The organism is Methanolobus sp. ZRKC5, assembly GCF_038446525.1.
Classification (GTDB): Archaea; Halobacteriota; Methanosarcinia; order Methanosarcinales; family Methanosarcinaceae; genus Methanolobus.
Genome location: NZ_CP151792.1, coordinates 1,876,149 through 1,897,690 on the forward strand (window position 1 = coordinate 1,876,149; position 21,542 = coordinate 1,897,690).

Here is a 21,542-nt window from a genome sequence, read left to right on the forward strand (position 1 = left end):
TTACTTCTTAATTTCACTCTACAGTCACGCTCATAGGAGAAACTGTTATGAAAACATCGATATTTGGATTGTAATCCTTTCTTACCTGAATCGTCATGTTGCTTGCGTTTACATATGTTGTCTGCATTCCGATCGATTCATTAAGATATTTTTCCCATGCTTCGTAATAATCGCTTGATAGTGTAATCTCAACCTGTGACACATTGTTATAACTTTCAACTAAAAGCTGACCACCGTTTGATACCACACGGATCAATCCCGATCCTGATATTCCTTCATTGCCTGTGATCGTTACCATGGGTATTAACAGTGAACTGTTGTCATATGCAAATACAGGTTTTGATATTGCAATTGCACTTCCCTGTGGATATCTGGCCCATGCGCCGGTATTCTCATAGGCGAACGATGTGTCCATGTATTCATTTTCTATCGCACGTAATTGCCTTTCAAACGAGATCGATTCAATTGAGGACGTGGATTCATTCCACATGTCCATGCTTACATTCATGTAGCTATTACCCGTGACGGAAACTATACCACCATGCATCTTTAGTTCTACAGACTGGGAGGGAGCTTTACCTGCCGCTATTTTATTCATGTTTGGGGTAAGTACTGAGAAACTCTGTCGGATGTTCTCCTGATATCCTGATTCTTTCATATGCTCAACCAAAGGGTACCCTACAACAGCTATGATTCCAATTGCCAGAAGCATCATTCCAAGTGTTATGATGAAGTCCAGAACTTCCGTAACCGCATCATCAGAAAAGACTGATCTTTTTCTTCTTGTCATTTTGTTTTGTTCCCATGTGCTCAGAATATTATGATGGCATCTTTATCGGGTTCGTATGTCATTACATACTCATTTTTCTGACTATATAGTGTAGTTGAATAGACTACTGCGTTATCGGCATAATATGGAACTTTTACTATCGTTTCATCTCTGTCATCTGATGTGAGCACAATATCCTTGGTGCTGTTAACAAACTCTAATGAATATGTTTTTCCTGCGATCTTGCTAGGCAGGGACAGCTCATATCTTATTTCTCCGATCTGCGATCCGGAGTTCTCTGCAGCACCAATCATGGTGTCCATAGATGCAATACGCACAGCGATATCACTTCCATGTATCTCAAATTCGTCACGCATCACGGTTTGTTCTGCCTGATCCATCAGGCTGTAGAATGAACTGAGAACCATGACAAGCATTAGGACTGTTATCGAAAAAGTAAGTATGAATCCAATTGAAACTGAAACCGCATTCTCATCGCTACATATGTTCCGTAGTGTCATATGTTTCTCCCTGGCAACGATACCGGTAAATTACGGACCATATTCATTTCACTAGAGCTCATGGTGAAAGTCGGATTGATCACCCGGTGCCTTGCATATGCAAAATCCTCTCCTGAACTGAGTTTTCCTGAAAATGTGAAGTATCCCACTGCATTGCCGCCATGGAGGATATTTATTGAATAATCATTTCCATCTGTATTATCTGAAAAAAAGAATGACCCTGAAGGGTTGGAGTCAATTTTATTTCCGGTTATGTTGATCAGGGTGGCTGCTGTATATGTTCCTATTACTGATGACTGATCTGAAACAGTGGCGTTTATAATGCCGCTTGAGTTGTAAAGTTCAATGGACCATAGGGTAGCGGAACTATTCGTAATTGTTATTGTCAGGCTGTCAGAGCTATCTCCTAGTTTTGATGTGTCGGGGATTTCCAGCAAAAACACATCTGTGGTGTTGATGTTACTGGCAACTGTCCAATTATCTCTTCCATCCACGAGTCCAGTTTGGGTGAAAAAAGGTTGATGCAATGTAGTATTCTCACAATTAAAAGTAAATCCTGAGATCGCGTAGTTTCTGGAAGCTATCTCTATGTACATATCTATGTACTGTTCAAAGGACGTATTATTGAAACTTCCATCTTTCATAGCATACTTGTAAGCATCTTCATAGCTTTCTGATGTCATCTGGACAGCATTTGAAATCTCGTAACGCGAAGTATCAATACTTGATTCTGAGGCAACGTTACTGGCATATATGACATTGTTCAGCATGATGGTAAGCACAACTATGCCGATTCCCAGTGCAAACCCTGTAACAAGGAGTAATTGCCCACATTCATCCAGTTTTTTCATTCCATCACTTTCCAATGTTCTTACATTCTCCAGAGTGTCATTTTGATATTGACAATATTGTAAAAATCACTACTTGTATCAGCATCAGGTATTCCTGTATTTGTCATAAAAACAGATGTGTTCCCAACCTCATAATCTGAAAGGACTACTTTTTTAGAGATGATCACAGCATTGTTGGATGGATCGCCATTATATATGTAGGGACTCGACATCTCAATGCCATTTTCATTTATCCGGGCGAAATGGACATTGTGTGCAATTCCTCTGGGGATTGCAATAAATAGGAACATATCACCAAGGGAACTGTTTGAAAGGGTCGTGTTGCTGGAATCTCTTGATCGGTATGCTGTTCCGTTCCATACATATTCTGTTCCGTCCCAACTCAGTACGTCATTCTTAAGATCGGAGTTGTGGCCAGATGGTGTGTAGGAAAGTGCATTTAGCATATCCTGGCCAATGGTCTGCAGCTGGGCTTCGATATGTGCATTTGCAGTTGATGATGTGAGTGGTGTCAGAGAGGTTGCTTCTACTGCGAACACAATCACTCCAACCATTATCAGTGCTGCCATTACCGCCTCAAGTGTATGCATCTGGGCGTGTGAATTCTTTTTCATATAAAAGATATTCCAGTTCATATTACCACACCCTAAATGACATTATGGTTGCTTCTGTATTTCCTGAATTTATATCTTTCAACAAGACTATTCTTTTTGTCTGGCCAACATTGACACCGGTTGGTATTACTTTCCCAGAAGTGTTGATAATCCCTGTTTTGTTTTCCAGTGTGACATTAAGGTCGTATCTAAGATATGATCCGTTCAAGCCAAGGTAGTCAACAGTATGGGTGTAATTTCCATCCAGTTCTGCAAATAACAGATCGACTTTTGCCTTATTCACCATGTTAGGAACAGTTTCATCACCTTCGTTCAGGATATTCTCAACCAGGGCTGTTGAAGTCCTGTCAGCAATCAACGTAGTTTCATCAGAATTTGAGATGAAAGGGGTGAATATTCCGGAAGTGTAGTTGAATACAAAGATGACTACGAACAAGAAAATAGTGATGCTGATGAGGTAATCTATAGTTATCTGGCCTTTTTTGTCCATATTGCCCTTTGTATAATTAGTAGCTAATTATATAAAAAACAATTGTAATATATTAGTTGTATTTATTTCACATGTTCGAGGCATTGGCTTCTATACCCCAAACAATTAAAAACAGCAAATACATATCATAATCCCTGATGGATGAAATAAGGATAGTCCACACAGGGGACACACATCTTGGATACCGGCAATATCATAGTGATGTACGCCGGCAGGATTTTTTCAATGCTTTTTCCACTGTGGTGGACGATGCTATTAGTATGAGCGTGGACGCTGTAGTACATGCAGGTGACCTGTTTGATTCCAGGAATCCCACACTTGATGATATTCTTGATGCCATGGGTCTGTTCTCAAAACTGAAAAGTGCAGGAATTTCGCTCCTTGCAATCGTTGGTAATCATGAGAGCAAACAGAGTACGCAGTGGCTTGACCTTTACAGCAGCCTTGGTCTTGTAATTCGTCTTGGTACAGAGCCTTACAGGCTGGGTGAGCTTGCCTTATATGGTATTGACAGTGTTCCAAAGACAAAGATACCCTTATTTGATTATTCCATATTTGATGACAAGGCAACCGATGCAAAGTATAACCTGTTTGTAATGCACCAGCTCGTAAAACCCTTCGCCTTTGGTGACTGGGACATAAAAGAGGTAATTGACTCTATTCCTTTTGATGTGCATGCAGTACTTCTTGGAGATAACCACAAGCAAGAAATAACCACAGTCAATGATGCATGGGTCACCTACTGTGGCAGTACCGAGAGGAACAGTACTTCAGAACGCGAACCACGCTCCTACAATATAGTCACCATCGGGGGAACTGGTATTGAGATAAGTAAGCGTGCAATTAAGACGCGTGAATTTGTATTCATACCTGTCAATCTCACGGAAGATTCGGATTCTCACGAGGATGTATTTTCCGCAGTAATGGAACATGACATTGAAGAGAAAGTTGCCTTCGTGGAAATATCAGGCGATGTCAGGGTAAAGCTGGATTTCAGTGAAATAGAGAAGTTCCTTTTGTCAAGAGGTGCACTGGTTCCGGGGATAAAGGATCTTCGCAGTGGAGTCGATACACTGGAAGATTCCTCTTTGAAAGTCTCTTTCTCAGATCCGGACGATGTCGTCAAAGAAGAGATTAAGAAAATGGACCTTACGTCTGGCGGTCTATTGCTTGATGATATAATAAGGGATCCACGTATAGTGAAGACAAGAGTCGGTGATGAGGCCGAGTCTAAATTAGGACAGTTGCTTGAAAATATCGATTTTACGAAATATGTTCCTGTTAACGCTTCCTATGTACTTTCCGATGATGCAGCGATGGTGGTATCCGAGTCTGCGATGACTGAATATGGTCATGCAGTTGAAACAGTGACCGAATCTGAAAAGAAAACATCGGATGATACTCTAATAGATGTGGTTCAGAAGTCCGACGGTTCTGAAAAAACAGATATGCCCGTTTCTGATAATTCTAACGATATAGTGCCTGTTAAAAAATCTAAGGAAACAGGAGCTACTGAAAAAATGGACATGTCTGAGGACTCAGTAGTAGTGGATGATGCTGAGCATAGTGATAAAAAGCAGGTCAAAGCTAAAAAAACAGAGCCTGAAACTGTAAAACCCCGCCAGTACAATCTGGGTGATTACCTTTGATGTTAAAACGATTAAATGTTGAGAATATCAGGAGCTATAAGGAACTGGACATTTCGTTCAAGAATGGTGTCACAGTGGTATCAGGTGTTAACGGAAGTGGTAAATCCAGTCTTCTGGAGGCATGTTTCACAGGACTTTTTGGAAGCAAGACTCTGGATAAGGACTTCGTACTTTCCGATATCATCACCAAGGGTGCTTTAAAGGCATCAATATTGCTTGAATTCGAGCAGAATGGACATAATTATTCTATAGAGCAGTCTTTCAGGAACGACCCGGAAAAAGGACGTGCTTCCAATACTAAATCCATCTTCAGGAAGGATGGAGATATCATATTTGACCAGGCAACGCGGACCTATGAATCAGTGACATCCCTTTTGAATATGGATGAAGAAGCTTACAGGAATTGTGTTTACATACGCCAGGGTGAAATCGATGTTCTCATCAACTCCAAACCCAAAGACCGCCAGAAAATGATAGATGACCTCCTGCAACTTGGCAAACTGGAAGAGTACCGGGAACGATCTTCAAGTGCCAGGGTTGGAGTTGGGCGGCATCAACGTGATAATGAAAGACGTATCAAGGAATTTGGCGCGGAGATAAAGCTCGTAGAGGATACTGATCCCAGTGGTAGGCTGGCAACTCTGAAGACCAGAGCCGGGCAAATTGATTCTGAAATGGCTTCGTTCAATGAAAAGAGGGACCGCACACGTTCCCTGATAGATGAGGTCACGAAAAAACTTTCGGAGTTAAGTGAACTCTCCGACAGGAAAAAGTCGGTGGAACAACAGATAAAAGAGCTTACTGACAGAAAATCAAAATCATTCCAATCCATTGATTCATTTTCAAAAGACATTCGTTCTCATAAGGAACTTCTTGAATCCAGACAGGTGAGAGTTTCTGAAATAGAGTCTCAGTTGAAGGCTAACTCAAAAGATATTGAATCCCTGATCGTTCAGATGGATGAAGCTGAACGTTCTTTACGGGACGCTCTTAGCGAGCTGAAAAGTAAAAAAGCAGTTTCTGAAAAAGATCTTCTCAGCATTGCTCAGTCTGTGAAAGATTCGGAAAAACAGATAAAGTCCATTGAGGATACGGCAAAAGATGCTGACTCCAAAATAAAAGGCGTTTATTCTGAGATCGAGAAACACAAAGTCAGCATTGCAGGACTTGAGGATAAACACAAGAATATTTTGTCTAAAATAGTTTCTCTGGGTTTCATTCTTGAAAAACTTGAAAACATCGATGAGGTTCTCGACCTTGTAAATGACCAGCAAAAAAGGTTCTATGGCAGGGAATCTAAACTCAAGGTGAAGATATCTGAACTTAAAAGCAGGATTGAAAAATCAAAACAACTTCTGGCAGCTGGAAAGTGCCCCACATGTGGGCAGGAACTCAAAGGTTCATGTGTGGAGCAGTCCAGTGTTTCAGATAATGAAACAATAAAGCAACTGGAAGCAGAACTATCTGAACTTAAGGTCAAGCAGGCCGAAGCTGAAGCAAGGGTTGATAAGGTCAAATCAGCTCGCGCTTGTAAATCAGACATTGATGTTGTTCTCAGGGATATCGAGTCTGCGAAAGAGGCTATTGACAGGGATAACAAGAGGATTGAAGAGTATAAGCTGCACCTCAGGGAAGATGAGCTGAAAATAAAGGAACTTCTGTCCGGGAAGGAAGTACTGGAAAAGACCATCGACGGGACAAAAATAAAGGTAGAAGGGTTAAGGCAGGAAGAGGAATTAACCTTAAAAGAGCATTCAAAGTCCCTGGAACGCCTTGGTCTTGCCCGGGAAATGCAGAAAATAATGGGAGAGTTCGAGAAGATAACTTCCGAAATAAGGCAGATGAATGAGAAAATCAAAGGTATTCAGGAAATGATCTCACTCTTTGAAGGGCAGATAGGGGAGAAAAAAGAATCTGTAAAGGATATTGATGAGAAGATTGGAAAATTCGATAAGAAAGAGCTCGAATCTTTTAGCAAAGATTATAGTTTTGCTTTTAGCAAGATCAATTCGGAAATTGATAGGCTGAAGCTTGAAAAAGGCGAGGTAATGAAGAAAGAGGGAATGGCTGAAAATGACAGGACCCGACTTTCAGGCCTCAAAAAGAATCTGGATATGCTAAAGAACCGGGCTGATTATCTCAATGCTGTTTATTCTGATGCTGAGAACCTTGAAAGTATGTACATGCGAATACGTGCGCAACTGCGTTCCAGCAATATACAGACGCTTGACCGGCTGATAAACGAAATATTCTCGTTCATGTATTCAAATAATGCTTATTCTCATGTAATGCTGGACGCAGATTATAATCTCACGGTGTTCGAAAAGGATGGCACTGCTCTTGAACCCAAGCTTCTCAGCGGCGGAGAGCGTGCTTTATTCAATCTGGTACTTCGCTGTGCAATATATCGCCTGCTCTCACTTGGTACTTCATCTCATGATGGTGCCGGGCTTCCACCTCTTATCATGGACGAACCCACAGTATTCCTTGATAGGGGTCATGTGCACCAGCTAATAAAGCTCATAGACATGATGCGGGACATAGGTGTGGCACAAATTCTCATAGTTTCCCACGACGAATCCCTTATTGACTCGGCTGATCATGTATTTGCGGTTGAGAAAGACCCAGTGACAAATAATTCAGCCATATATGCAAGATAATTGACAGTAAATACTTATTTATTGCTTGAATAAAATACATCTGGCGACCAGAAGGTATATTATACTTTTATTCATATATTAACATATAATTGTCGCATAATTGCGATGAGGGACTGAATGGATTTACGAGGCTTTTCATGAATACTGAAAACAGGGATTTTGTGATTGAACGCCTTGAGCGGCAGCTCAAGGAAAAAGAAACAGAACTAGATGAAATCAAAAACAATATCCGTGATTCTATACTCCGGGAGATTAGAAGTGACCTTAAGAACGATCTTGATTTCAACAACCGAATTGCGCAACTTGAACGTAAGGTTCAGGCTCTGAGCAGTAATCTTAATGGTGTCATGGATGAACTCCTTGACCAAAAATCAATGATACGTTCTATGAAAGAGTTACCCGTTCCTTGCGAAAAGAAAGTAGAGCAAAAATCACCGGTTGAGCCTGTAAAGGAACCATCAAACGCAAAGGTATATAGGCCGGAACCTAAACCTGTAGCACCTTCAGCAACTCCGTCACAATCACAGCCTGTACCTCCATCTTCAGCAATTCCTTCTTCTGTACGCTCAGCTCCAACTGAACCATCACCTTCAGCAAAACCATTCAATTCAAAGGTTTCCATAAGGTCTGATGAATCTGAATCTTCTTCGGGAACTGTCCAGCCATCCTCATCTCCAAACATGCGTTTCAATGTAAGGGAAGTTCCTTCTGTAAAACAACCTGAAATGCCTGAACCTGAATGCCGGTCTGAATATATTATCGCAGAAACCGATGATGAGCGCAAGGTTCGACTCGACAAGGACTCACGACAGGATATGGCTTCGTGCAAATATATTGTTGCAGAAGAAGGTCAATCCTCATGTGAAGAAGAAGAGGAATCCTCTAACTATGAGACAATCGAGGCGCGCGAAGATGAAGATGCTGTGGTAATCGTCACACGAAGAAAATAATCTTTTTTATAAAAACAGAGGAATCGCGTGCATATCAAGGAACTTGAGTTTATAAACTTCAAATCCTTCGGGAAAAAGGTAAAAATACCTTTTTTTGATGGTTTCACCACCATTTCCGGTCCAAATGGCAGTGGCAAATCTAATATCATAGATGGTATCCTCTTTGTGCTGGGCTTATCAAGTTCCAGGACCATGAGGGCTGAAAAACTTACTGATCTTATCTATAACGGCGAAGGTTCTAAAAAGCCTGATTTTGCACAGGTGACGATTCGCTTTGATAATACTGATCGTGAAATGCCATATGATGCCGATGAGATTATTATTACAAGAAAGATACGGGAAACTGATTCCGGGTATTACAGTTATTTCTATTTCGATGGCAAGGCAGCTAGTCTTACGGAAGTGCATAATTATCTTGCAAAAGCCCGTGTTACTCCTGAAGGTTATAATGTTGTGATGCAGGGTGATGTTACGCGCATCATCAATATGACCCCTACCGAGAGACGAAAGATAATTGATGAGATAGCTGGCGTTGCTGAGTTTGATAGTAAAAGGGACAGGGCTTTCAGTGAGCTTGAGATCGTTCGCGAGAGGGTTGAGAGGGTCGATATAATCATCGAAGAGGTCGGCCAGCAGCTTGAGAAGCTCAAGACCGAGCGTGATCAGGCTCTTAAATATCAATCTCTTAAGGAAGAGAAAATGAAATTCGAGGGCTTTGTCCTGCTTGCAAAGCTCAAGGATGCTAAGGTAGAGCTATTATCTGTTGCTGATGACATCCAGGCCAAGGATGAGGTTCTTGGTAAACTGGGACTGGATCTTGATGCCAAAAAGATCAATGTTGAAAAGCTTGAACAGGATCTCGAAGAAATGACCCTGACCATCCAGAGAATGGGTGAGGATGAGCAGATCCAGATAAAAAAGGATATAGAGGGCATAAGAGGTGAAGTTTCAAGATGTGTTGACACCATTGAGCTTTCCGAAAAGGAAATGGAAGATGTCGAATCCAGGCGTAGGAAAACTTTTGTTGAAATTGATGAAATAAAAGGCAAGCTTGAAGAGCTGGACTCTAATCTTTCAGAAGAATCAATGAGAAAAGAAAGCATCCTGTCCGAGATGTCCGAGCGCAAGACCGAGCGCATGATTCTCCAGAGCAAGATAGCAGATGTCGATTCAAAATTCGCCCAGACAAGGGATGAGCTCAGTACTCTCAAGTCAAAGCTTGAGACTGTGAAGAACGACAAAAATGAGCTTATGCGTCAGGAAGACCGCTTGCTTGATTCACTAAGAAGAAAGTCAGCGGAAGTCCGGGATATTGAAAGTGAGATCGCAGATGCGAAATCCAAAGCAGAATCCTCTGGAAGTGATACACTTTCTGTTGGATATGATATAGAGAAGCTCAATGAGAAAATCGATGTCCTGACAAAGGATATTGACGATCTTGAACTCAACCGTTCCCAATTAAAGGTCATCGTCAAGGAAATTGAAGATGAACTTCGCAAGTATGAGAATGATTATGCCAGGATAGAGGTCCGTGTACGTGCGGCAGAAGACCATAGCAGGTATTCTAAAGCAGTAGACATGGTGATGAATGAGAAGAAACACCATGGTTTACCAGGCATATATGGTACCATCGCAGAACTTGGCAGTGTTGACCAGAAATATTCTAATGCCCTTGGAATTGCAGCTGGTGGGCGTATGCAGGCAGTTGTTGTCGAGAATGATGAGGACGCTTCCCGCGCAATATCTTTCCTAAAGCAAAGAAGAGGCGGAAGAGCCACATTCCTCCCATTGAATAAAATGGAGTCCCGCAGGCCCTACAAAAACCTATCCGATAGGGAAGGTGTTGTGGGTTATGCAATTGACCTTATAGATTTTGATAATAAATTCGAAGCTGCTTTCTGGTATGTTTTCAGGGATACTCTCATTGTAGACACTCTGACAAATGCCCGCCGTCTTATGGGTGGGCTGCGGATGGTTACTCTTGAAGGCGAGGTCATTGAGAAGAGTGGCGCAATGGTGGGCGGTTCCCAACAACAGAAATCCGGTCTTTCATTCGCTGCTTCTGAGAAAGATAAGCTCGTGAAGATCGCTGAGAAAATCACTGAATACGATTCAAGACGCAGCAATGCTATCAAGAAACTGGATCAGGTGGAAGGGCATATATCTCAGGTCAATCATGAGGTCCATGAACATGACAAGGAGATATCCAAGAAGCAGATGCAACTTGAAGAGATCTCAGGAAGGAGTGAACGTCTTTCCCAGCTCATTGAAGCAAAGGCTCAGGAACTTGCAGATATAGAAGAGTCACGCAAGGAGCTCAGAGATGAAATGGAGCGAACTGTTACCCTGAAACAGGAAAAGGAAGAACTCGTCCTGTCTTTAGAAGCGGATATCGGGGAGCTGGATGAGAAACTTGCAGGTTCTGAAGTTCCGGAACTTAACAGGCAGGCAGAACAGCTTGACGAAGAGATCAGGCGTCTGGATGGTCGTGTTCGTGACATCGATTCCACTTTGAATGCCCTGAACCTTGACCGTGATTATGCATCATCAAAAATGGAAGAGAACAGGGAACTTATCAAGTCAATGGATGAGAAGAAAGCTACGCACAAACAACGCGTGGCCGACCTCAGGAATAAGATCACTGAACTTGAGGCATCTCTTTTGGAAAAACAGCAGCGTGAAACTGAACTTGCTGATAAGTTAAAAGAATTACAGCAAGAACGTGCTCAACTGCACGAGAAGCATGCTTCTGTGAAGAAGGAATTTGAGAAGATAAAGCTCAGAGTTGATGACGGTAATCGTCATATGATGGCTCTGAAAGCCACAAAGGATGCACTTGATGAACAGGTTGTCGAACTTGCGGAAGAGATCCAGAGACGTGGTATTGAGGAAACAGAGGAAGTTCCTAATTATGAGACCGTGCGCACAAGGATAGGTTCTATTGAGAAGGCCATGGAGCGTCTTGAACCTGTCAATATGCGCGCAATTGATGAGTACGATGAGGTTGAGGCAAGACTCAATGACCTTGTCACAAGGCGTGACACTCTGTCCTCAGAAAGGGAACAGATACTTGAGCGTATAAAGCAATATGAGCAGCTCAAAAAAGATACTTTTATGGAAACCTATGAAGGTATAAATGCACCTTTCAAGGAAATATTCCATGAGCTTTCCGATGGTACTGGTGAGCTGGTTCTCGATAATTATGAAGATCCCTTTGCAGGTGGCATGACACTTAAAGCACAACCAAAGGAAAAGACCCTGCAGCGTCTGGAAGCCATGTCGGGTGGAGAAAAAAGTCTTACTGCCCTGTCATTTGTATTCGCCATTCAGCAGTACAGGCCTGCTCCTTTCTATGCATTCGATGAAATTGATATGTTCCTTGACGGAGCTAATGCAGGTAAGGTTGCACAGCGGGTTAAAACAGCAGTTGCAAATGCACAATTCATTGTTGTCTCTCTCAGAAAACCAATGATAGAGGCTGCTGAGCGTACCATTGGGGTTGCAATGCAGGAAAATAATATTACAAGTATTACGGGTGTGAAACTACGTTGAACGAAATAGCAGAAGATATGGAGCTGGTTCAAGCAGCCGAAATTGTTCCGATTGCTGGTGTTTCGTTACCATGCACTATTGATCCGGCATTCGTTGAGACCTTAAGGGAACTTGGTGTTGATGAATCTCTCCTTGACTTCTCGGAAGACGTACTTAGCGAACCTGTTGAGATTCTCATGAATCTTGCAAAGGACGGTGCCATAAATCCATGGGATATAGATCTTGTCACTGTTACTGACATGTTCCTTGAGCGTATCGAAGTGATGCAGATGATGGATCTTCGAATCTCCGGCAGGACACTTCTTTATGCGTCGATTCTGTTGCGTATGAAATCCACCGGAATCGTCCTGGAGGATGAGGATGAGGACTGCTTCGAGATGATGGATGATGAGCTGGATTTCTATGAGGTTGATGAATATCCGGTTCCAAAACTACCTATCCGTCGCAGAGCTACACGTCCGGTTACACTTCATGAGCTCATTGTTGAGCTGCGCAAAGCAGAGAAGGTTGAAACGCGCAGGAAAGACCGCAGTGTTTACCGAAAACTTGAAGAAAGGTCAGCTGTAACAACAGATGATGTCCTGGGTATTGCTCACGAAGAGGATATACTGGGACGTGTCAGGGATATGGCTGCAATGTTAAAGGAATCATTTACTGAGCATGAGTTTGTCCAGCTTTCTGATCTGATGACCGATGACCGGTCTGAGAATATCATGACCTATGTTTCACTTCTTTTCCTTGCAACTGAAAAGCAGGTTTGGTTGACACAGGAAGAACTCTTCGGTGAATTGTATGTTTATCCAGCCAGGGCAAATTATGAGGCTGTTTAAGAGGTGTGTTTACAGTTATGAGTGACCGGGAAGTTATGGAGGCAGCTCTTTTTGCTGCCGGAGGGGCACTTGATGCGGCAACCCTTGGAAAACTGATAGGCAAGCCAAAGAAACATGTTATCTCTATCGCAGTTGATCTTGTGAAAGAATATTCTTCCAGGGAAACTGGTATTGAGGTAATTGACCTTGGTGAACGCTACGTTATGCAGGTCAAACCAAAATATACTGATGTGGTGAGACCACTTGCTCCAAAAGAATTGAGTGCACCCATGCTGCGCACACTTTCCATGATAGCATATCATCAGCCACTTATCCAGTCAGATCTTGTGGACATGAGGGGTAATTCTGCTTATGACCACATAAGGGAGCTGAAGGACAGAGGCTTTGTTGAGGCTGTACCACACGGAAGAACAAAGATTCTCCGTACCACTTCTTTATTTGCTGATTATTTCGGTCTTGAATCCAACGACCCTGAACTTGTTAAAAAGAAGATTGTTGAACTTTCTCGCTTTCAAAGCGGACAGAGTGGTCTTAACAAGTGGCTTGGGAGAAGATTCATTGGTGTTACTCCTATGTATGAGTCCCTGATGGAAATGTGTGGTATAAGGGAGTACAAAGTTATCAACGCCTATGATCCTACGGAAGATGAGTTGGATGAGCTTGAAGATGTGTATAAATTAGTTATCTCCAAAGGTTACATTGAAAAAGTGAGTAAATATTATGACGGAGAAATAATTGAGGTTAGTTCAACCACGTTTGATGATATTATTGATTCTATCAAACTCCTTGAGAATGTGGCTGACCCTGAGAGGTCAAAGTCAAGTATTGAAGCAATAAATGAGCTCAAAGAACGTTATACTTCAAAGGCACTTGTTATAAGCAAGAAAGTCCAGCCTGCAACTGAGATGGTTGCGCGTATCGTCAGTGACTTGCGACTGGGAGTATCATCTACCGGAATTGTAATAGCTCCTGATTATGGCACATCAACAGATGGTGTTGAAGTTTCAGAAGGTGCCGAGATTCTTGTACCAACTCACAAAGCCATGGATGGCAGCTTGCTGGAAAGGGTTTGTAGCAAATATGACGCTGTTATAGATGGACTTAAAAAGTTTGAGAACAGTTGAAAATAAGCAGTTTGATCTAAAGATCTTTCCAAAATGTCATTTTTTATGGTTTCTTTAAATACTTATATAAACCAGAGGGTATAACTTTATATACTGAATTGCTGAATATAACCAACTCGCTTTAAATGCTTTAAATATGAGGATTATACTATGTCAGATTACAACATCAAAATTGAAAATGTGGTCGCATCTACCAAGCTTGCAGAAGAATTTGATCTTATAAAGATAGAAGCTGAATTCGAGGGTGCTGAATATAACAAACAGAAGTTCCCTGGTCTCGTTTACCGTGTAACTGACCCAAAAGCTGCATTTTTGGTATTTACTTCCGGTAAGGTAGTATGTACCGGTGCAAAGAATGTGGCTGATGTTCACACTGTCATAGGCAACATGGCAAAAAAGCTCAATGGAATTGGAATAAAAACCATAGAGAACCCTGAAATTACTGTTCAGAACATTGTAGCATCCGCAGATCTGAAGGCAGTGCTAAATCTGAATGCTATTGCTATCGGTCTTGGTCTTGAGAATATTGAATATGAGCCAGAACAGTTCCCGGGTCTTGTTTACCGCATAGACGATCCTAAGGTCGTAGTACTTATTTTCAGTTCCGGAAAACTTGTGGTTACCGGTGGAAAATCTCCTGAGAATTGTGAACAGGGTGTTGAAGTCGTAAGGCAGCAACTTGACAGCATGGGTCTGCTCTAAGACCACATCTTTTTATTTCTTTTAAAATGACAAACGAGAACGTCTGTATTTTATTGCCTGTCCTCAACGAAGAGGCTACCATCGGTCAGGTTATCAGAGATTTTCGCTTAGAAGGCTTTGACAATATACTTGTTATAGACGGCAACAGCAAAGATAGGACACGTGAGATTTCAGAAGCTGAAGGTGCCCGGGTCGTAGTTCAGACTGGCAAGGGTAAAGGTCAGGCACTAAAACAGGCTTTTGAACTTATAGATGAAGAATACATCGTTATGGCAGATGGCGATGGTACCAATCTTGCAAAAGATGTCCATGCGGTACTCGGCCCTGTTCTTGAAGGAAAAGCTGACCATGTCATGGGCAACAGATTAGTGGACTATGAGGAAGGGGCATTTACCAGGCTCAACCTATTCGGCAACAAAATAATCAACAAGATTTTTGGGCTGGCCTATGGGTTGTGGCTTGAAGATATTCTTACTGGATACAGGGCTTTTAATAAAAAGGCCATCAAATCATTTGAATTGAAAAAACTAGGATTTGAGATCGAATCTGAGATTACGATCGAGAGTGTTAAGAAAGACTTGAGGATATTAGAAGTTCCAACTACTTACCTTGCAAGGCACACCGAGGGAGCCACCAAGTTAAATCCCCTTAAAGATGGTTTCAGGATTGGCTCTACCATTTATAAAATGGCACGTCTTCACAATCCGATGTTCTATTTTGGCATAATTGGTGGGATTTTCATTGTATCTGGACTGATAGTTGGTACTTATGTTGTAATACAGTGGTTCCAGGGAGTTACCCGCATACCTATGAGCATTCTTACTACTCTTCTTATCATAGCAGGTTTCCAGATGTTCGTTTTTGGAATGTTGAGTGACCTTGTGGTAACCCTTCATAGGGAAAACATGCGTATGCTCAGGGCGCTGAGTGAAGATAAGAAGAAATAACTGTTGTTTAGTTTATGCTTTTCTTCTTTCTTCCTTCTCAACAATACATATTTTCCAGTAGATTTGCTTTCATATTTTAAATTCTGACCTGATTCATATACTCTTGGTTTTGCAGCAAAAAATAAATAAATACAAGTGTAAAACAAAACAATTGAGCTTGTTTTGAATTAAAGCAAATCTTCTCACAGCATGTGCTTATTCCGTGCAATGTATTTATTGTGTCTGTTTTTAGCCATTTGTTGCGGTCCGTATTTCCATATATTTAAATGTAATTAATCCTTTGATAAAGTTAACTTGACTTTATCGAAAGTTAATTTTTCGACAACTATTATATACGATTTAGTTCTACTAGGGTACATCAAACTCTGAGGTATAAATAATGACAATAGTAACAGATGCAAAAAGCGGTAAGATCACAGAAGAGATGAAGATCGTTGCAGCAAACGAAAACAAAGACCCTGAATTCATCAGGCGTGGAATTGCTGCAGGAAGAATCGTAATCCCTATGACCCCATACAGGGACATCAAACTCTGTGGTATCGGTGAAGGACTCAGGACAAAGGTCAATGCATCCATTGGTGCATCATCAGATATCGTTGATGTAGATATGGAAGTTACAAAGGCAAAGGCAGCAGAAGCAGCAGGTGCAGACACACTTATGGAGCTCGGTACCGGTGGGGATTTCCTTGGTATCAGGAAACAGGTCTGTGACGCAATATCCCTTTCAGTAGGTTCAGTACCTCTTTATCAGGCATTCATCACCGCAGCAAAGAGAGATGGTTCTATTGTCCACATGACAGAGGACGACCTTTGGCATGCAACCGAGGAACAGGCAAAGCTCGGAACAAACTTTATGGCTATCCACACAGGTGTCAACAACATTGTCCTTGACAGACTGAAGGCACACGGCAGATACGGTGGACTTTGTTCCCGTGGCGGTGCATTCATGAGTACCTGGATGCTCCACAATGAGAAGGAAAACCCACTTTATGAAGACTTCGATTATCTTTGTGAGATCCTCAAGGAACACGAAGTTACTCTTTCAACAGGTAATGGAATGCGCGCAGGTGCAATCGCCGATGCAACCGACAGAGCACAGGTCCAGGAGCTTATCATCAACTCCGAATGTGCACAGAAAGCACATGACAAATACGACCTTCAGGTAATCGTAGAAGGCCCCGGTCACGTACCACTCGATGAAGTTGAAATGAATGTCAAGCTCATGAAATCAATGAGCGGTGGAAAACCATTCTACATGCTCGGTCCTCTTGTATCTGACATCGGTGCAGGCCGTGACCATATCGTAACAGCTATCGGTGCATCAGCTTCTGCAGCAGCAGGCTGTGACTTCCTTTGCTATGTAACACCAGCAGAACATCTTGCACTTCCAAACCTCGAAGACGTTATTGAGGGTGTCAAGACATCAAGGATTGCAGCTCACGTAGGTGACATGGTTAAGAACAAGGAAAGCCGTGACTGGGATCTTGCAATGGGCAGGGCACGCAGAGATCTTGACTGGGAGAAGCAGTTCGGTCTTGCACTCGATCCGGAACTCGCAAGAAAGATAAGAACCGAGAGAGCTTCAGCAGATGAAGATGCATGTACAATGTGCGGTGACTTCTGCGCACTTAAGATAGTTAACCAGAGCTTCAACCTCTCTAAGTAATGCCTTTGGCATTACTTTTTCTTTTACTTTTTTTAGTTTCTCTATTTTTGAGTGGCAACCATTATTCCTAAGTGGTAACTTTAGTTTTTTTCTTTATTTCACAATAGAGTATTTCTGTGCTGTATTAAAAAAGAGAATTGTTTTGGCAAGACAATACTTTTATACTTTTATGTCGCAATATTTTACGGGGTATCATATGGTTTATAATGCACAAAGGATTCCTGGTGTACTGAGAAATGCTGGATAGCCACTTAATCAGGGGGATGTGGTAGCATGATCGAGACAAATGCCAAAAATGTGCACAATATAGCTCATGGGATTCTTCCAATCCGTAAATTCTTAGCACCTGAGATTATTTTCGGTGATGGTTCCCGAAATCTCATAAGCCAGTACGTTCTCAGTTTATCTGGCAGGAATGTATTTTTGGTCAGCGATCCTGGTATTTTTAGAGCTGGTTGGGCTGGGGAAGTAGCGGATAATCTGAAGTCAGCAGGCATAGATGTTGTGATCTATGACAAAGTTTCTCCAAATCCTCTGTCTGCGGAGGTTATGCGAGGGGCAGAGCTTTACATGGAGAAAGGTTGTGACCTTATCGTGGCTGTGGGTGGTGGTAGTTCTATGGATTGTGCAAGGCGATAGGTGCGGTTGCCTCTAATCGGTGCAGCGTTCTGGGGCTGGAAGGGGTAGACGAAGTAGCTCTGCCTGCTTCTCCTATAATATGCATTCCTACGACAGCCGGTTCTTCTGCCGATGTGTCTCAATTCGCTATAATCACTGATGAGCAGAAGAAACGCAAGTTCGCTATAATTAGCAAAACCATGTTGCCAGATCTTGCACTTATAGATCCTGAGACAACCATGACTATGAATCTAGAACTGACAGCTGCCACTGGATTGGATGCTCTTAGTCACGCTTTTGAGTCCTATGTTTCTAATGCCTCCTCTGCGATAACAGATATGTTTGCTTTAGAGGCTACTAAAATATTAGCGGAATATCTGCCAAAAGTGTATGATGATCCTGGAAATATCATGTTCAGGAATGAGGTCATGATGGGGAGTATGTATGCTGGCCTGGCATTTTCCAATGCTAGTCTGGGTTTAGTGCATGCTATGGCACATAGTCTGGGAGGTAACTTGGATTCTCCTCACGGTGAATGCAACGCCCAGCTTTTGGAACATGTAGTTGCTTTTAATTATTCTCACGCACCAGACAAATACAGGGCCCTTGAGGCTATTATTTCTGGTAAGAAACCATCAAATAAAAGTGGACCTGATGGCCTGATACTCGAACTAAGAAATATTAACGACCATCTGGGTATAAAGCCTGGATTATCAAATATGGGAGTGAAAGAGGAGGACATTAAGTGCCTCTGCGAGAATGCATTCCTTGATCCATGTCTGGCCACCAATCCTCGTTCCGCCACGATAAAGGACATAGAGGTACTTTACCATGGGGCTCTCTAAGGACGATAGTAGGCAGGATATTCTCCGAAAGAAAATCATCGGATTAGGTGATACCTCTCATCGGAAGAGTTATTATCCTCAGCTAAAGGAGCAGATTAGCGAGCTGAATCTGGCTATGCATGCATTGCAGGAGAGTGAGAACAAGTACCGCACCCTGGTAGAAAATGTCAACATCGGTATTATCAGAAGTGAACCATGGAAGCGCGGCCATATAATTCAGGCGAATCCGGTTTTTTGCGAGATGCTGGGTTTCAATGATGAAAATGAGCTCCTTACTATATATGCGACAGACATCTATCTTCATCCTGAGGACCGGCTTGAATTAATGAGGGAGCTGAGGCAGACAGGTAAGATAAAGGATCGCAAGGTGGTGTTCAAGGTCATGGACGGAACAACTATCTTATGTTCTCTAACTCTTTCGGCACAGTACGATTCCAAAGGCAACATGATTTTCATGGACGGTGTGGTTGAGGATATAACCGAGAAAGAGAAGAGGGCGGAAGCTCTCAAGCAGGCAAACAATAAACTCAATCTGCTTAGCTCCATCACCCGGCATGATATAATCAATCAGATAATGGTTCTGGAGGGATACCTGTACCTGATGATTGAACAAGTGAAGGATCCTGAAGAGTTAGGATTGCTACGGAGGATGAAGGAGAGTGTGAGGTCTATTGATAGGCATATTATGTTCACAAAAGATTACCAGGAGATTGGCATCCAGGCTCCTGGGTGGGTCAATCTCCGAAGTGTTCTGACCGAGGCTATAGTTCCACTGGATAAAACATTGGTAAATTTCCATATAGATGTAAGGGATTATTTGATTTTCACTGACCCACTGATAAGTAAAGTGTTCTATAATCTGGCTCACAATGTCATAAAGCACAGCAATGCCACCACCCTCACCATCACCACTGTTGAGGAAGAAGATCACTTATTGGTCGTATTTCAGGATAACGGTATTGGGATCGAAGAGAAGAGCAAATTGTTCAAGAAAGGCAGTTCTAGCTCAGGATACGGACTTTTCCTTTCTAAAGAGATTTTGTCTATAACTAGTATTGGAATCAGGGAGACTGGTATATCGGGTAACGGGGCGCGATTCGAGCTGTTTTTTTCTCGTGGACAGTACAAAAACCCGGTATGATGGAAAATTAATCGCAACCTGAATTTCTCGATGGTCTAAAAAAAGAGGTTGACTAGAATTTCCAGAGTATCTATTTATATCTAGGCTTACAAAATTAATCTTATGACAGTAATTACGCTTACAACTGACTTTGGATCTCTGTATCCTGCATCTATGAAAGGTGTTATACTCAGTATAATCCCTGATGTAACAATAGTTGATATTACTCACTCAATACCATCTGTTGATATCAGGGCGGGTGCATTTGCCCTGTATTCCGTTGTCCGGCATTTTCCCCATGGAACCATTCATGTTGCTGTTATCGACCCTGGTGTCGGTACTGAAAGAAAAGCTATAGTCGTACGTTCTGGTGGTCATTATTTAATAGGTCCGGATAATGGTGTTCTTATTCCCGCTGCATCTTTGCTTGGGGATATGGAGGTCTTTGAAATTAAGAATCAAGGGATTCTGGGGGATGTTTCTTCTACTTTCCACGGCAGGGATATTTTTGCCCCGGCGGCCGCACATATCTCCCGAGGAATGGACCTTCAGGACATTGGTCAGAGCACAGATGAATATGTTGATCTTGATTTCTCAGGCTATGTAATACAAAAGGATTTCATTGAGGCAAAAGTGATATATGTCGATAAATTTGGCAATATAGTTACTAATATTCCCGGGGAAGAGATTCATAAAAATGTACCGCATGGAAGTATCCTGTCGATTTCAGGACGACAGATGCCATTTTTGAGTACTTATGGTGAGGTGCCAAAAGGAAGAGTACTATCGCTTATAGGAAGTCACGGATTTTTCGAGATAGCAGTAAATCAGGGAAGTGCTTCAAAATTACTACATTTGAGCAATGGAAATGAAATAAAGATAGGGGTCCTGAATAACCCTTGATTTCTCTAAACTCCTATTGTCCAGTACTTAGTTTTATTTTCTCTTTACAAAATAGAGGCACATTATTGCACATACAAGAGGTATCAGTGTGTTCTGTCCTGATTGCTGACTCTGTGAAGTTTCTTCATTAACATCCTCAACTTCCACATCACCGACGTTCACCTTTGCATTGTTAACAGTCACTTCCAGGCTGTCTCCGGCTGAATTGGTGATCACAACGTTATTTATCTCTATAACTGCGATTCCGGAATTGTTTTTTGAAGCGAGCGTGATATTCAAAAAAGTTCCTGATTCAAGTGACATGTCATCTCCCATTATAACAGAATATATGCCGGTGACAGTTCCAAGTTCATTGTCAATATTCCCTTTTGAGAATATTGTATTCTTTCCACCTTGCTTGAAAAAATTTCCTTCAGTGATGGATGTTATATTAATAAGTGAAGGCTCATATGAAAGTTCAAGTTCTACTCCTGATACGTTGGTATCGGGTTCTATTATTATTGCAATTGTAAAACTTTCATTCTCTTCAACATTGATTTGTGCCGGTGAAAACCCTACATTTATTTCGGCACCTGCAAGTCCTGTGAAGGATATGACAATCAATGCGAATAAAGAAATAGTTGAAAATATGCTGCAGTTCTTATCACTCGTCATGTTACACCACCTTTTATATTATTCATGGCGTTATTATATTAAAAGAATTGTCGTAACTATTCAGCCTGATAAAAACG

The 21,542-nt window shown here is 41.9% G+C and carries 17 protein-coding genes and 1 pseudogene; 12 read left to right on the top strand and 6 right to left on the bottom strand.

The window, feature by feature from the left end; translation table 11 throughout:
* Positions 1-13 precede the first annotated feature (13 nt).
* From WN948_RS09260 to WN948_RS09280, 5 genes are read right to left on the bottom strand one after another with little or no spacing between them, the layout of a single operon-like run.
* Positions 14-790, bottom strand: coding sequence for a hypothetical protein (locus WN948_RS09260; RefSeq protein WP_342303924.1), 777 nt, complete (start codon positions 788-790; stop codon positions 14-16).
* A 20-nt stretch (positions 791-810) separates the two neighbouring features.
* Positions 811-1,290: a hypothetical protein gene (locus WN948_RS09265; RefSeq protein ID WP_342303925.1), complete on the bottom strand. Its 480-nt coding sequence runs from the start codon at positions 1,288-1,290 to the stop codon at positions 811-813.
* Positions 1,287-2,156 (bottom strand): hypothetical protein, encoded by an 870-nt coding sequence (locus tag WN948_RS09270; protein WP_342303926.1) that lies wholly within the window; start codon positions 2,154-2,156, stop codon positions 1,287-1,289. Before WN948_RS09270 ends, WN948_RS09265 begins: the two co-directional genes overlap by 4 nt.
* A gap of 5 nt (positions 2,157-2,161) precedes the next feature.
* Positions 2,162-2,776, bottom strand: a complete 615-nt coding sequence (locus WN948_RS09275; protein WP_342303927.1) for a hypothetical protein — start codon at positions 2,774-2,776, stop codon at positions 2,162-2,164.
* 1 nt (position 2,777) lies between these two features.
* Positions 2,778-3,245 (bottom strand): hypothetical protein, encoded by a 468-nt coding sequence (locus tag WN948_RS09280; protein ID WP_342303928.1) that lies wholly within the window; start codon positions 3,243-3,245, stop codon positions 2,778-2,780.
* Positions 3,246-3,382: 137 nt separating this feature from the next.
* Between WN948_RS09280 and WN948_RS09285 the strand changes: the two genes are divergently transcribed.
* The 12 genes and pseudogenes from WN948_RS09285 (at position 3,383) to WN948_RS09340 (ending at position 20,811) form a co-directional block, all read left to right on the top strand.
* Positions 3,383-4,894: an exonuclease SbcCD subunit D gene (locus tag WN948_RS09285; protein WP_342303929.1), complete on the top strand. Its 1,512-nt coding sequence runs from the start codon at positions 3,383-3,385 to the stop codon at positions 4,892-4,894.
* Positions 4,894-7,554 (top strand): AAA family ATPase, encoded by a 2,661-nt coding sequence (locus tag WN948_RS09290; protein WP_342303930.1) that lies wholly within the window; start codon positions 4,894-4,896, stop codon positions 7,552-7,554. The genes WN948_RS09285 and WN948_RS09290 overlap by 1 nt, the downstream gene beginning before the upstream one ends.
* 137 nt (positions 7,555-7,691) lie before the next feature.
* Entirely contained in the window at positions 7,692-8,504 is an 813-nt protein-coding gene (locus WN948_RS09295; protein ID WP_342303931.1) for a hypothetical protein, read from the top strand.
* A 27-nt stretch (positions 8,505-8,531) separates the two neighbouring features.
* Entirely contained in the window at positions 8,532-12,056 is a 3,525-nt protein-coding gene (gene smc, locus WN948_RS09300) for a chromosome segregation protein SMC (RefSeq protein WP_342303932.1), read from the top strand.
* On the top strand, positions 12,053-12,886 hold the full coding sequence (locus WN948_RS09305) for a ScpA family protein (RefSeq protein WP_342303933.1): 834 nt from the start codon (positions 12,053-12,055) through the stop codon (positions 12,884-12,886). Before smc ends, WN948_RS09305 begins: the two co-directional genes overlap by 4 nt.
* Positions 12,887-12,903: 17 nt before the next feature.
* Entirely contained in the window at positions 12,904-14,010 is a 1,107-nt protein-coding gene (gene scpB, locus WN948_RS09310; RefSeq protein ID WP_342303934.1) for an SMC-Scp complex subunit ScpB, read from the top strand.
* Between the two features lie 150 nt (positions 14,011-14,160).
* Positions 14,161-14,712 carry a TATA-box-binding protein gene (locus WN948_RS09315; RefSeq protein WP_342303935.1) on the top strand — a complete coding sequence of 184 codons (552 nt, stop codon included), beginning with the start codon at positions 14,161-14,163 and terminating at the stop codon, positions 14,710-14,712.
* Positions 14,713-14,738: 26 nt separating this feature from the next.
* On the top strand, positions 14,739-15,659 hold the full coding sequence (gene aglJ, locus WN948_RS09320; RefSeq protein WP_342303936.1) for an S-layer glycoprotein N-glycosyltransferase AglJ: 921 nt from the start codon (positions 14,739-14,741) through the stop codon (positions 15,657-15,659).
* A gap of 379 nt (positions 15,660-16,038) precedes the next feature.
* On the top strand, positions 16,039-17,325 hold the full coding sequence (gene thiC, locus WN948_RS09325) for a phosphomethylpyrimidine synthase ThiC (RefSeq protein WP_342303937.1): 1,287 nt from the start codon (positions 16,039-16,041) through the stop codon (positions 17,323-17,325).
* Between the two features lie 273 nt (positions 17,326-17,598).
* Positions 17,599-18,788 (top strand): annotated as a pseudogene (locus WN948_RS09330) (iron-containing alcohol dehydrogenase).
* 115 nt (positions 18,789-18,903) lie between these two features.
* Positions 18,904-19,929 (top strand): PAS domain S-box protein, encoded by a 1,026-nt coding sequence (locus WN948_RS09335; RefSeq protein ID WP_342303938.1) that lies wholly within the window; start codon positions 18,904-18,906, stop codon positions 19,927-19,929.
* Between the two features lie 102 nt (positions 19,930-20,031).
* Positions 20,032-20,811, top strand: coding sequence for an S-adenosyl-l-methionine hydroxide adenosyltransferase family protein (locus WN948_RS09340; protein WP_342303939.1), 780 nt, complete (start codon positions 20,032-20,034; stop codon positions 20,809-20,811).
* Between the two features lie 33 nt (positions 20,812-20,844).
* On the opposite strand, the gene WN948_RS09345 is transcribed toward WN948_RS09340, so the two are convergent.
* Positions 20,845-21,465, bottom strand: coding sequence for a cohesin domain-containing protein (locus tag WN948_RS09345; RefSeq protein WP_342303940.1), 621 nt, complete (start codon positions 21,463-21,465; stop codon positions 20,845-20,847).
* Positions 21,466-21,542 lie beyond the last annotated feature (77 nt).

Excerpts from the sequence above, each read along its gene's own strand:
- WN948_RS09260 (WP_342303924.1), bottom strand. The coding sequence starts at position 790 with ATGACAAGAAGAAAAAGATCAGTCTTTTCTGATGATGCGGTTACGGAA.
- WN948_RS09265 (WP_342303925.1), bottom strand. The coding sequence starts at position 1,290 with ATGACACTACGGAACATATGTAGCGATGAGAATGCGGTTTCAGTTTCA.
- WN948_RS09275 (WP_342303927.1), bottom strand. The coding sequence starts at position 2,776 with ATGAACTGGAATATCTTTTATATGAAAAAGAATTCACACGCCCAGATG.
- WN948_RS09280 (WP_342303928.1), bottom strand. The coding sequence starts at position 3,245 with ATGGACAAAAAAGGCCAGATAACTATAGATTACCTCATCAGCATCACT.
- WN948_RS09285 (WP_342303929.1), top strand. The coding sequence starts at position 3,383 with ATGGATGAAATAAGGATAGTCCACACAGGGGACACACATCTTGGATAC.
- WN948_RS09290 (WP_342303930.1), top strand. The coding sequence starts at position 4,894 with ATGTTAAAACGATTAAATGTTGAGAATATCAGGAGCTATAAGGAACTG.
- WN948_RS09295 (WP_342303931.1), top strand. The coding sequence starts at position 7,692 with ATGAATACTGAAAACAGGGATTTTGTGATTGAACGCCTTGAGCGGCAG.
- scpB (WP_342303934.1), top strand. The coding sequence starts at position 12,904 with ATGAGTGACCGGGAAGTTATGGAGGCAGCTCTTTTTGCTGCCGGAGGG.
- WN948_RS09315 (WP_342303935.1), top strand. The coding sequence starts at position 14,161 with ATGTCAGATTACAACATCAAAATTGAAAATGTGGTCGCATCTACCAAG.
- aglJ (WP_342303936.1), top strand. The coding sequence starts at position 14,739 with ATGACAAACGAGAACGTCTGTATTTTATTGCCTGTCCTCAACGAAGAG.
- thiC (WP_342303937.1), top strand. The coding sequence starts at position 16,039 with ATGACAATAGTAACAGATGCAAAAAGCGGTAAGATCACAGAAGAGATG.
- WN948_RS09335 (WP_342303938.1), top strand. The coding sequence starts at position 18,904 with ATGCATGCATTGCAGGAGAGTGAGAACAAGTACCGCACCCTGGTAGAA.
- WN948_RS09340 (WP_342303939.1), top strand. The coding sequence starts at position 20,032 with ATGACAGTAATTACGCTTACAACTGACTTTGGATCTCTGTATCCTGCA.
- WN948_RS09345 (WP_342303940.1), bottom strand. The coding sequence starts at position 21,465 with ATGACGAGTGATAAGAACTGCAGCATATTTTCAACTATTTCTTTATTC.